The 12,936-nt window shown below is 35.4% G+C and carries 11 protein-coding genes; 4 read left to right on the forward strand and 7 right to left on the reverse strand.

The annotated features are described in order from the left end of the window. The first annotated feature begins 136 nt into the window (after positions 1-136). On the forward strand, positions 137-2,461 hold the full coding sequence (locus tag DB891_RS05865; RefSeq protein ID WP_116761545.1) for a patatin-like phospholipase family protein: 2,325 nt from the start codon (positions 137-139) through the stop codon (positions 2,459-2,461). 278 nt (positions 2,462-2,739) lie between these two features. Here the strand turns inward: DB891_RS05865 and rpmA are convergent, their stop codons facing one another. Both rpmA and rplU read right to left on the reverse strand, forming a co-directional pair. After that, entirely contained in the window at positions 2,740-3,000 is a 261-nt protein-coding gene (gene rpmA, locus DB891_RS05870) for a 50S ribosomal protein L27 (protein ID WP_116761547.1), read from the reverse strand. Positions 3,001-3,022: 22 nt separating this feature from the next. Then, on the reverse strand, positions 3,023-3,451 hold the full coding sequence (gene rplU / locus DB891_RS05875; protein ID WP_116761549.1) for a 50S ribosomal protein L21: 429 nt from the start codon (positions 3,449-3,451) through the stop codon (positions 3,023-3,025). Between the two features lie 263 nt (positions 3,452-3,714). Between rplU and DB891_RS05880 the strand changes: the two genes are divergently transcribed. After that, the gene (locus tag DB891_RS05880) at positions 3,715-5,040 is read left to right on the forward strand and encodes a M16 family metallopeptidase (RefSeq protein WP_116761551.1); all 1,326 of its coding nucleotides are present in this window, start codon (positions 3,715-3,717) and stop codon (positions 5,038-5,040) included. 13 nt (positions 5,041-5,053) lie between these two features. Beyond that, entirely contained in the window at positions 5,054-7,102 is a 2,049-nt protein-coding gene (locus DB891_RS05885) for an insulinase family protein (RefSeq protein ID WP_189337106.1), read from the forward strand. Positions 7,103-7,360: 258 nt separating this feature from the next. Here DB891_RS05885 and DB891_RS05890 read toward each other — a convergent pair whose 3' ends face one another. Beyond that, positions 7,361-8,227, reverse strand: coding sequence for a DMT family transporter (locus tag DB891_RS05890; protein ID WP_116761553.1), 867 nt, complete (start codon positions 8,225-8,227; stop codon positions 7,361-7,363). Positions 8,228-8,327: 100 nt separating this feature from the next. Here DB891_RS05890 and DB891_RS05895 point away from each other — a divergent pair, with 100 nt between their 5' ends. Next, positions 8,328-8,708 carry a heavy-metal-associated domain-containing protein gene (locus DB891_RS05895; RefSeq protein WP_116761555.1) on the forward strand — a complete coding sequence of 127 codons (381 nt, stop codon included), beginning with the start codon at positions 8,328-8,330 and terminating at the stop codon, positions 8,706-8,708. Positions 8,709-8,890: 182 nt separating this feature from the next. Here DB891_RS05895 and gldD read toward each other — a convergent pair whose 3' ends face one another. The 4 genes from gldD to DB891_RS05915 form a co-directional block, all read right to left on the reverse strand. Further along, a complete protein-coding gene (gene gldD, locus DB891_RS05900) occupies positions 8,891-9,454 on the reverse strand; it encodes a gliding motility lipoprotein GldD (protein ID WP_116761557.1) in 564 nt (187 codons plus the stop codon). 7 nt (positions 9,455-9,461) lie between these two features. Then, on the reverse strand, positions 9,462-10,757 hold the full coding sequence (locus tag DB891_RS05905; RefSeq protein WP_116761559.1) for a gliding motility-associated protein GldE: 1,296 nt from the start codon (positions 10,755-10,757) through the stop codon (positions 9,462-9,464). Positions 10,758-10,780: 23 nt separating this feature from the next. Then, a complete protein-coding gene (locus DB891_RS05910; RefSeq protein WP_116761562.1) occupies positions 10,781-11,221 on the reverse strand; it encodes a single-stranded DNA-binding protein in 441 nt (146 codons plus the stop codon). A gap of 311 nt (positions 11,222-11,532) precedes the next feature. Next, a complete protein-coding gene (locus DB891_RS05915; protein ID WP_116761564.1) occupies positions 11,533-12,723 on the reverse strand; it encodes a hypothetical protein in 1,191 nt (396 codons plus the stop codon). Positions 12,724-12,936 lie beyond the last annotated feature (213 nt).

The raw sequence follows: 12,936 nt of genomic DNA on the forward strand, positions 1-12,936 counted from the left end.
TACAGAGATGTGAGGGTTTTTTTTGTTTACTACCTCATTCTCTAGGTAATTATCTTAAAATTATACTCAAACTCTACAGGGAATTCATTAAATTAGAAGACTTTTATTTCAATAACTATCAAAAACACTTTTAGATTTGAAAAAAACATCTAATTTATTCGCCCTATTGTTTTTGCTAACAATTCCTCAAATTATTTTTGCACAAGACAAGAAACCCAAAGTAGTTTTAGTTTTGAGTGGTGGAGGTGCTAAAGGAGTTGCACATATTCCCCTTTTACAAGCATTAGACTCACTACACATTGTCCCTGACCTTATCGTTGGGAACAGTATGGGAAGTGTCATTGGAGGCCTATATGCCATGGGATATTCTGGTGACAGTATCGAAAAAATAACCAAAAGTATCGATTGGGACAAACTTCTTGGAGGAAGTATGTCTCTAAAAAATGTTAGTGTTGAAGAGAAAAGTGAGTTTCAAAGATATTTAGTCGGAATTGGCATAAAAGACGGAAAACCAACAAGCGTTGGCTCATTATTAAACGACCAAAACTTAAGAGAATATCTTTCAGAATTAACTTTTCCTGTTTACAATGTCAAAGATTTTGACAATCTTCCCATTCCATTTCGAGCAATGGCTACCGATGTAGTATATGGTAAAGAAATCATTCTTAGCAAAGGAAGTTTGGCCTTTGCCATGAGAGCGAGTATGTCCTTACCCGCTGTTTTCAAAACTATGCCTTATGAAGAAACGCTGTTGGTAGATGGAGGTGTAATGAATAACTTCCCAACTGATATTGCCAAACAAATGGGTGCCGACATTATCATTGGGAGTGATGTAGGAGGCGGAATGGAACCTAAAGACAAGCTAGACAATTTTGCAACCGTTTTGATACAAACCAGCATGTTTCCTAGCAACATAAAAGATCCTGAAAACCGTAAACTTTGTGACATCCTAGTTGACCACCTGCCTAACTTAAGATTTTCTACAGGTGACTTCAATAAAAGTAACGAAATTTATGACGATGGAAAAATCGCAACCGCCCTTAACCTAAATGCCTTGGCGACATTAGCAGAAAAACTAAAAGGTTTTAAACAACGTACTCACGAACTTCCACAGGTTGCCAACGAATTTGTCATCGACACTATTGTCTACAAAGGCATTAGCAAGGAAAACATGGCTTTGGTAATGGCTAGAACTAACATTAAGACCCATACGAAATACTCCACAAAAGACCTTGTCGGGGGTGTTGACAGAGCTATGGGGACCAACCTTTTTAGCCAAATTACCTACAATAATTTTTTATATGATGGAGACAAAATAGGTTTCGTTTTCGAAGGCCATGAATATGCAAAAAATCAAGTCAATGCATCGCTCCATTACGACACCTATAGAGGTGTTGGATTAGTTCTTAATTATACTGCCAGAAACGTTCTTGCCCAATCTTCTCGCCTTATTGTTACCGCAGACATTGCAGAACAACCAAGAGCCAGAATAGATTTTCAGAAAAATTTCGGAAAAAACAAAGACTGGTGGTGGGGATCCGAACTCTATGGCGCATTCCTAAATCAGGAAATTTTCATAGATGGAAAATCAGCAGACGATATGCTTTACAATGCTTTTGAATTCAACAATGAGGCAAACCGAAATTTGAATTCCTTAAAAAGCTACGCAGGACTTGGGTTAAACTACAATTACACTGAGGTAAAACCCAAAAATGACCCTAATTTAAATCCAAACGTTCTATCCCTCAACAATTATAATTTTGAAAATATAGAAATAAATGCACATTATTCCTATAACGATATGGACAAAGTTTTCTTTGCCACAAATGGAACGATTTTAAAAGCTAACATAAACCGTTCACTATTGAGTGACGTTAACATAGTCTTTACGGACGCAAACTTAACTGATTTTTCGGGCCCAACAAACGGATTCACTAAACTAGGATTTGGAGTTGAAAAAAGAATGCAGCTAAAAAAGAAGATTACCTACATAATGGGATTCGATGCTAACTTTATTTTTCAAGACAAACTCAAAGACAATAACGTTTCTTTTTCTGATTATGGTTATGCTGCAAAATATTTTCTTGGAGGTATTATCCCTACTTCCGGCAATAACCGCTTTTCATTCCCTGGGCTAAACGAAGACGAACTCAACGTAACTCAATTTATGGCTATAAAACTTGGAGCGCAGATTAACCCTATTGGCAAAATCTATCTAACTCCACATTTCAATATCGCATCCGTTGGCTTTACTAATTTTAACGAATACATAGGTGACGCTTTTTCTCCTAAAGGGAATTGGGATAACAGCAAAGAAGCCAGTCTTTTATTGTCAGGAGGAGCAGCTGCCTCTTATCAATCTATTTTAGGTCCTATTCATTTTGATGCTTCATGGATTAATAATATTGATAAAGTGAGATTATTTTTTAGCGTAGGGTTTTCATTCAATCCGTCTAATTAAAAACATTTACAAAAAAAACATCACTCGCTAAAAGCGACAATTTATTACAACTGCCTCAAAATTATATTGCGAGGCAGTTTTTGTTTGCTTAAGCAACCCAGATGCTTTTTATAACCTATTAAAACATTCTGATCCTAACTAACATAATCCAAAATATGGATCAACCTAAATACAATTACACGCAAGGAATCAATTAATTATACATTCGATACATATCCAAAAACAAAAAAACCCGTTTCTTTCGAAACGGGTTTTGTAATAATATAAAATCTTTATGATTATGCTTCGAATGGAAGTATAGAAACATAAGATTTATTATCTTTTTTCTTTTGGAAGAAAACAACACCATCAACTCTTGCATGTAAAGTATGATCTTTACTAATGTAAACGTTTTCACCTGGATTATGTTTTGAACCTCTTTGTCTTACGATGATGTTCCCAGCAATAGCAGCTTGACCACCAAAAATCTTAACGCCTAAACGTTTTGATTCTGATTCTCTACCATTCTTAGAACTACCGACACCTTTCTTGTGAGCCATGACGTATTAGTTTATTTTGTTATTATTCTTGTGTATCTTCTTTTTTAGCTTTTGGAGCTTTTTTTACTTTAGGAGCTACTGCTTCTTCTGTAGTTGCTTCAACTGCTGCTTTTTTTGGAGCTGCTTTTTTAGCTGTTCCACCTGCAGTAATACCTTCAATTACAATTTGAGTAAGATATTGTCTGTGACCATTTCTCTTTTTGTATCCTTTTCTTCTTTTCTTTTTGAAAATGATAACTTTATCTCCTTTTAAGTGTTGTAACACTTTAGCTTCTACTGAAGCACCTTCTATAGCTGGGGCGCCTATTGAGATTGAACCGTTATCATCAACCAAATAAACTTTATCAAAAGAAACTTTTGATCCTTCTTCATTTGTCAAACGATTAACGTAAACCTTTAGGTCTTTGCTTACTTTAAACTGTTGCCCTGCTATCTCTACGATTGCATACATACTGAATTGTTTTAATAATTTTTAAGGTTGCAAATATACAATTAAATATTTACCTCGCAATCCTTTAACCAAAAAAATAATCATATTAATTTCAGACTCTAAACGGCGTATTTTCAGACACATCAATTCACTAATCTCACAAAAAAGCATTAAAAAAACAACAAAAGTAGATTTTACTTACATAGAAAGCGCGAAAAAAGGTATTTTTGACGTAACAACAATCTATTTTCTATTACTAATCGAAAATAAAATTATTAATCTCTATGAAAAAATCAATAATGATGTTAAGTGCTACATTAATGCTTGGAGGCGTTGCAAGCGCCCAAAAAGTAGCTTTCGAAGAATACGATTTAGATAACGGCATGCACGTTATTTTGCACCATGACGCTTCGGCTCCTGTTGTGATTACCTCTGTTATGTATCATGTTGGTGCCAAAGACGAGAATCCGGATCGTACCGGTTTTGCACACTTTTTCGAACACTTATTATTTGAAGGAACCGAAAACATCAAAAGAGGCGAATGGTTTAAGATTGTCACTTCAAACGGAGGCACAAATAATGCCAACACTACCGATGACAGAACCTATTATTACGAAATATTCCCATCAAACAATTTAGAATTGGGACTATGGATGGAATCTGAAAGATTAATGCATCCGATAATCAACAAAATTGGGGTTGACACTCAAAACGAAGTAGTAAAAGAAGAAAAAAGAACCAGCTACGATAACAGACCCTACGGAAACATACTGGCTGCCGTAAAAGAAAACATGTTCAAAAACCACCCGTATCGATGGACAACCATTGGAGCAATGAAAGATTTGGATGCCGCTACCCTTGATGAATTTCAAGCCTTCAACAAGAAATTCTACTTACCAAACAATGCCGTTTTAGTTGTTGCAGGTGACTTTGAAAAGAAACAAGCCAAAGAATGGATTCAAAAATACTTTGGGCCAATTGCAAAAGGTGAAGTAGTTCCTAAAAAAACCTACCTAGAAGAGCCTATTACTCAAACAATCAAAGCAACCTACGAAGACCCTAACATTCAAATTCCGATGTTGGTAGCCTCCTACCGTACCCCTTCTATGAAAACCAGAGACGCAAGAGTATTAGACTTAATCTCTTCGTATCTAAGCGACGGTAAAAGTTCTAAATTATACAAAAAAGTAGTAGATGATAAAAAAATGGCTTTACAAGTTGGAGCAGTAGGTTTCAGTCAAGAAGATTACGGAATGTATATATTATATGGTTTACCAATGGGAACTTTCACTACGACTGACGTCCTAAAAGAAATCGACGAAGAAATTGTAAAAATCCAAACCGATTTGATTTCCGAAAACGACTATCAAAAACTACAAAACAAGTTTGATAATAACTTTGTAGACACCAACTCTACTATAGAAGGAATTGCCAATAACCTTGCATCTTACTATCTACTTTACAAAGATGTAAATCTAATCAATACAGAAATCGAACTGTACCATTCTATTACTCGTGAAGAAATAAGAGCCGTTGCCAAAAAATACCTAAATCCAAACCAACGTTTACTTTTAGATTATATCCCAGCCAAAGCAAAACCTCTTAACTAAACAAACCGATATCATGAAAAAAATAAATATAGTATTCATCCTTTTATTACTAACAGGAATCATGCAAGCACAAGATCGCACGCAACCCAAGCCCGGTAAATCACCCGTAATAAATATCAAAAAACCACAAACATTTGTTTTGGCCAATGGTATGAAAGTATTGGTTGTAGAAAATCACAAATTACCAAGAGCCTCATTTAACCTAACGCTAGACAACGCACCATTTGCAGAAGGAAACAAAAAAGGAGTAGATGAGTTAACCAGTAACTTAATTGGTAATGGCAGCAAAAAAACAACAAAAGTAGCCTTCAATGAAGAAATTGACTTTTTGGGAGCCGAAATCAATTTTAGTTCTCATGGAGCAACAGCCAATTCGCTTTCTAAATACAGCGGAAGAATTTTAGAACTGATGGCCGAAGGAGCCTTAAACCCAAATTTCACTCAAGAAGAATTTGACAAAGAAAAAGCCAAATTAATTGAAGGGATGAAATCCGAAGAAAAAAGCGTTCCAGCAATTGCAGGCCGTGTAGTAGATGCATTAGCCTATGGCAAAAACCACCCTTCTGGAGAGTTTATGACAGAAGCAACATTAAATAACATAACTCTAGCAGATGTAGAAGCCAATTACCACAATTACTTCGTTCCAGAGAATGCTTATTTAGTAATTATTGGAGACATTAAATACAACAATGTAAAAGTAGCCGTTGAAAAACTATTTGGTACTTGGGAGAAAAGAAGCACTCCAAAAACATCGTATGATGCTCCCGCAAATGTTTCGAATCTACAAATTAACTTGGTAGATGTACCCAATGCGGTTCAGTCTGAAATCACATTGGTTAATACTGTGAATTTAAAAATGAGAGACCCTGATTTTTTCCCAGCTGTAATTGCCAATCAAATCCTTGGAGGTGATTTCAATAGTTATTTGAACATGAATTTACGTGAAAAACACGCTTGGACGTATGGCGCAAGATCGAACGTAGGAGCTGGAAAATACACTACCAAATTCTTCGCAAAATCTGCCGTTAGAAATGCCGTTACTGATAGTGCCGTAGTAGAATTTGTAAAAGAAATAAAAAGAATAAGAGCAGAAAAAGTAACTGAAGAAGTGCTTAAAACTGTTAAAGCAGGTTATATTGGAAGATTTGTAATGCAAGTTGAGAAACCTCAAACTGTAGCTCGATATGCATTGAATATAGAAACCGAAAAACTCCCTGCCGATTTTTACGAGAAATACATCCAAACCATTAACGCTGTAACAACCGATGATGTATTGCGCGTGGCCAACAAATATTTCTTGATCAACAATATGCGAATTGTAATTGCCGGAAAAGGATCTGAGATTGCACCTGGACTAGAAAAACTAAAAATCCCAATGTTCTATTTTGACAAATACGGAACCCCTGTCGAAAAACCAGTATTGAAGAAAGAAATCCCTGCAGGCATCACTGCCAAAAATGTATTTGAAAATTACATCAAAGCCATTGGAGGAGAGAAAGCAGTTGCAACTGTAAAATCTATCGCTATGGTAGGATCAACATCTATCCCACAGGCTCCGGCGCCATTAACATACACTTCAAAAATGGACTCCAAAGGAAATTCAATGGTAGAAATCGCCATGGGTGCCATGAGCATGATGAAACAGGTAATCAACCAAAAAGGAGCTTACGCCGTACAGCAAGGACAACGCAAAGACTTTACCGGAGCTGAATTGGCCGAAATGAAAGCATCCGCCACTCCCTTCGAAGAGGTACTTTTGTTAAAAAACCCAGCATTGACCATTGACCGAATCGAAACCATAAACGGAAACGATACTTTTGCCATCAAAAATGGAAAAAACACGTATTTCTACGACACCAAAACTGGGCTAAAACTAGCCGAATCCAAAATCGTAGAACAAGGTGGACAAACGGTGACAGTAACCACTAATTTTGCCGATTACAAAGAAGTAAAAAGCGTAAAAGTCCCATTTAATATCATTCAAAATGTAGGTATCGAATTGGACATCAAAATGTCTGAAATCACCATCAATGAAGGAGTAAAAGACACCGATTTTCAATAATCGTAACTTTCCTTACCTCACAAAAGACTGTCTTAATCGGCAGTCTTTTTTTTATTTTAGATTAATATGATTGCTGATTTTTGATTAACGATTTTTGATTTCAGATGTGACACCCACACTAAAATAGACAATCTTATTATTTACCAACACTAAATTTAAAAGGGTGCACGACAAATTGCATTTCTTAGTTTTTTTAAAGAAGGTTTTTGTCGTGCACCCAATCTAAAATCTAAAATCTTCAATCTAAAATTTAGGGAACTACTTTTTAGCTGATAAATAAACCCCAATCAAAATTACAAAAGCACCAATAAACTGAACAAACGTGAGCATTTCATTATCCAACAACCCCCAAAAGAAAGCCACAACAGGAATTAAATAGGTAACCGATGTAGCAAAAACAGGCGATGAAATCTGAATCAGCTTAAAGAAAATAATATTCGCAATTCCGGTACCTAACACTCCCAAAACCAATATAAACAAAAGGGAATGTTGCACCTCAACAGCATGGATTACATCAAAAAATCCGGTGAAAAATAAAATTAAAGAAGCCGGCACAAGCAATACCGCAAAATTTCCGGTGGTAATGCTTAACGGACTCAAATCTGGCAGAAATCTTTTAATCAAATTGACATTTGTAGCATAACACACAGAGGCTATGACAACCAGAATCGCATAATAATAATTTTGTTCCGGATGATGAATCGCACCATTCAAAATCAACAAAGCACTCCCTATTAGACCAATTAGTACTCCAAAAACCTGATTCCTTCTGAACTGCAATCCAAAAGCCAAAGCTCCAAGCACTAATGTATTTAACGGTGTCAGCGAATTAAGAATTGAGCTTACCGAACTATCTATTTGGGTTTGTGCAATAGCAAAAAGATAAGCCGGTATAAACGTTCCAAATACAGAAGTCAATGCAACAAATTTCCATTGATGGCGTGGGATTTTAACCAAACTTTTAAACCCAATTAAAAGCAGAAAAAGAGCCGCAAAAATAATTCGCAAAGACCCCAATTGAAAAGCGGTCAATCCGATTAAACCCTTTTTTATCAATATAAACGAACTCCCCCAAATTAAGGCAAGCACCGTCAAATAAACCCACTTCAACTGCTTTGACATCATAAACGCTATTTTGATGCAAAATTGTAATAAATTTAGAAACTACAGCTGCTTTTTTTATTAATTTTGCAATCCAACATCCGAAACTTAAAAACTTATTATAATGAATTTTACAAAATCAATCGCAATTATAGCGCTTTCAGGCTTACTTTTTGCAAGCTGTAAAGACAACAAGGCAGAAGTAAAACCAGAAACTGCTTCAAAGGAAACTGCAGCACCAAAAGTTAAAAAAGAAATTGCAGCCGTAAATCTTCAAACCGCAAGCTTTACTGTAGAAGGAATGACTTGCACCATCGGTTGTGCCAAAACCATACAAGAAGAATTAACAGACTTAGACGGTGTACAAACTGCCAAAGTAGATTTTGACAAAAAACTGGCTACCGTAACTTTTGACAAAACCGTTCAAACTCCAGAAAGCTTAACCAAAGTGGTTCAAGCTACCGGAGACGGAAAGACATACAAGGTTTCGAATATGAAGTCGTAAACAGACAGATTTCCTATACAAAAAAAGCATTCGTCGTTGGGCGAATGCTTTTTTTATCGGTATCTCAGAACGAATCAATGTTTACAATCGTATCTAAAATCCGCGCTAATCAGTTTGATCCGTATAATCCGTGAGCCATTTCGTCTGCTAGAAACTATTTCTGGCAAGCATTTTTTACTCTATTACTTCCACTTCAAAGTTTCCATCAGGCGCTGCATATCATTTTTTATATAACTCGCCGCAGGCATAATGGAATCAAAATTGGGTTTGGCATAAAAATAAACCGAACCCGTTACAAAATGCTTAATACTATCGGTAACATAAAATTGAGAATTGGTAGCTGCATTTCCATCTACTTGATAAAACATCCCGTACACTTTATGATCTGGATTTATAAAGGGTTGCTCCAGAATATCATCTGCTTTTATAACGTGCTCGTAAGTCAATTTTTGAGCGTCTTTCAATAACTTTTTGATGTCATTATTCACTGGTTTATAGGTCAGGTAAATAGTCGCTTTCATTTTGGGATAATTGATCGAAAACCCACAATTCTTATCTTCTTTGATCACTGCTTTTGAATTCATTTCAAAAACAAAAGGACAATTTCCCTTAAAATCCACATACTCTGCTTCTGGGTAATCCAGGCGTAAATAACTGGCCGGCTTTGGCAATACATCATCTTTACATCCAAATACGGCAAAAAATAATGTGAAAAGCGTAACTATTACAATCGTTTTTTTAAGCATTTTAATTTTATTCAAACGTTACTTTAATTTGTTTGATCCGTTTTTGATCTACGGATTCAATGATAAATAGGCAGTTTTCAAAAGTTATCTTCTGTCCTTTTTTCGGAAAATTACCTAAAATTTCAAGAATGAATCCAGCTAACGTCTCTGCCTCTCCTTTTTTTTCTTCGAATAAATCTTCATCAACTTCAATAATCCGGTAGAAATCCTTAAGATTTATTTTCCCTTCAAAAATATAATTTTTATCGTCTATTTGAGAATAATTAACAGGTGTATCGTCAAATTCATCACTAATGTCCCCTACAATTTCTTCGATAACATCTTCCAGCGAAACCAATCCCGATGTCCCCCCATATTCATCAACCACAATCGCCAAGTGACTCTTCATACTCTGAAAATCCTTTAACAAATTATCTAACTTTTTATTTTCAGGAACAAAGAAAGGCTCCCGTATTAAGGCTGTCCAGTCAAATTCTGTGCTATTAATATATGGCAACAAATCTTTGACAAATAAAACCCCTTCTATTTGGTCTATATTATCTCGGTAAACTGGAATTCTAGAAAACCCTTTTTCAATTATTTTGGAGCAAATAGCCTCAAATGTTTCTGATATTTCTAAAGCAAAAACATCTATTCTCGGGCTCATTACTTGTTTGGTATCCGTATTTCCAAATGAGACAATCCCTTCCAGAATTTTTTGCTCCTCTGTAGATGTTTCATCAATGGCAGTCAATTCTAATGCTTGGGATAATTGATCTACAGAAAAATTCGTTTTTTGCTTTCCTAATTTATTTTGCAAATAAATAGTTGCAGAACGCATAGGCAAACTAACCGGAGACAGTATTTTGTCTAAACCCGAAATTGGATAAGCAATCAATTTGACAAATTTTACGTTATTCCTACTGGCATATACTTTTGGCAATACTTCACCAAAAAGCAACAACAAAAAGGTCACCAAAATTACTTCGGTAGTAAACTTTAAAATAGGAGATGTAATGGCGGAAAATAAATCTTTCCCAACAAAAGAGAACAAAATCACAACACCTATATTGATAAAATTATTGGCTACAAGTAGTGTGGCTAACAATTTTTTAGGCTTTTCCAAAAGCTGAGAAATAATTTTTCCTTTTGAAGCATTATCCTGAATCGTTTCATCAATATCCTTTTGCGACAAAGAAAACAATGCCACTTCAGCTCCTGAAACTATTGCTGAACAAAACAACAAAATAAATATCCCAATAAAACCAAAGACTAAATTGGTATCTATAAGTGAAGTAATCTCTAAACTGGGCTCTGGGTCCAAATTATAATAAATTAGTTAAACAATTAAAACGGCAAATCATTGATTGGCAAGTCTTTATTTTGAGCGTCAAAGTTAGTGTTTTTTGTCGTTCCAGAAGAATCTGATATTTTATTGTTTTCCGAATCTTTTTTTGTTGTCAAAAAGGTAAACTCGGTTACTTGAATTTCCATTGTATGTTTGGTGGAGCCGTCTTCGGCTTGCCATTGTCTCGATTTGATACGCCCTTCTACGTAAATTTTATCTCCTTTCGAAAGGTATTTTTCGCAAATTTCGGCAGCTTTATTGCGTACCACAAGATTATGCCATTCGGTAGACGTAATTTTTTCGTTGGTGGTTTTATTGACGTACACTTCATTTGTTGCCAATTGAAATCTTCCAATGCAGTTTCCGCCTTCAAAATAATGCATTTTGACATCATCGCCTAGATAACCTATAAGCATTACTTTATTTAATGTTCCGTTCATGATTTGGTGGTATTTCTATCAAAGGTACATTTTTTTTGAAAACTATTTTTATTGGATTTCTAGAAATAATTGCATCTATACAGCAAGACTAAATTACTTTTTGCCACAATCTCGATAACAATCGAACAATGCCATTAAGCCTGTTTTTTCGCGCAAAGCCGCAAAGTCGCAAAACTCACAACCGTTTCCTTTGCGTCTTCGCGCCTTTGCGAGAGACAAATTCAGTAAAACCCTAGCACAAAACCCTTAGCTTAACAACATTGAGTCATCAAGACAAAGACGCAAATTAATCGATTAAACAGAAAACAAAACTACTTCCCGCTTTTTTTAATTAACGCCCAAACACTTTCATTAAAGTTAGCTCTGTTGATTCCCGTTAATTTCTCCAGCACTTTAAAATAATTTTCATTCCCTTTCTCGTATTTTCCACAACCAAGCAATTCTTTTACAGCCGAAAATCCTTTTTCTTTTTCTATTTTTTCAACGATTAGGGCATTTACAACATAGTCAGCCATTAAATGCTTTTCCATACTTTCTCCAAAATTCAATTGCTTTCCATCGAACAAAGCAAGCCAGTCGGTTTTGGGATTCGAAGCTACTTTTTCTTTGAACGTCTTCAGGATTTGTTGCCAACTAATTCCCCAGCTTCCTCCATAAAGATAGGCGCATCCCTCATCAACCGGTTTGTTGATCGTGTTTCTTGGAATTGCATTTCGTGCTCTTTCGTGCCATAAATCGTGCGGATCAAAACTGTTAAAACTTGTATTATAAGTACCGTTAACCAACAAAGTAGTTTTGTTTTCATTGGCATTAAAAGTACTTACGGAGCGACCATTGTATTCCAGTTTATACAAAACACCTATGCTTTGCAGTACGTCTGGCAAATCATTACAGCCATACCAAACGATATTGTCTTGTGGAGCCTCTAGCTTTTTATCAAAAAGAGCCACATCCTTTATATATTCGGTAGCGACTTTGGTATTTAGGGTGTTTTTGTAATGAAAGGTACAATTCCCTATTTTTTTGGTTTGCCAAGAAAGGGTGTTGCGTTGTAAAGGCGACAAGAAATAAAATTTATCATCCATATACTTGGCTAAAACTTCAAAACTAGCGGCCAAAATAGGCGTGTTTTCATTTACGCCTATATAAGATAACTGTATGATAAAATTAGTTTTATCGACTTGCACCACATTAGTCAAATAGCCTTTGTAGAAGTTATTGTCTTTGTATTTTCCGCTTTTCTCGATTCCTTTCATTTCGTCAAGAAGAATTGACGTTTCCAGCAAGTCTTCTTTCAAGACAAAAACATTCTCTTTATTAGGACTTTCTTTTTGACTCAAAAAGCCATTTAATGATTTCACCAATTGTTTGGCAACCAAAGTGTCTTTTGGCAAAACGACATTTACAGGAACAATTAAAGGATTGGTTTGTGCAAATGTTACTAATCCGCAATGCAGACATAATAGAAGGATGATTTTTTTCAAAGTAAAGATTTTTTTCATGTTTGAAAGATAGAAATATCCTACTTAACAATCAAAGCGGTTTAGTTTTTATTTAACAAATTGAATTGCTTTCTACCTCCAAAAATAAATTTTGAACCATGTAAGAAATATAAGTTCATTTAAGTATAAAGCTTTTGCTTGGGGCTGCTTCTTAAATTCAACAAACACCTCGTTTTACCGCTTGGGTAAGGGATAGAAACTAGCTACCGAAGT

The sequence above is a fragment of the Flavobacterium laiguense genome, from assembly GCF_003097655.1.
Classification (GTDB): Bacteria; Bacteroidota; Bacteroidia; order Flavobacteriales; family Flavobacteriaceae; genus Flavobacterium; species Flavobacterium laiguense.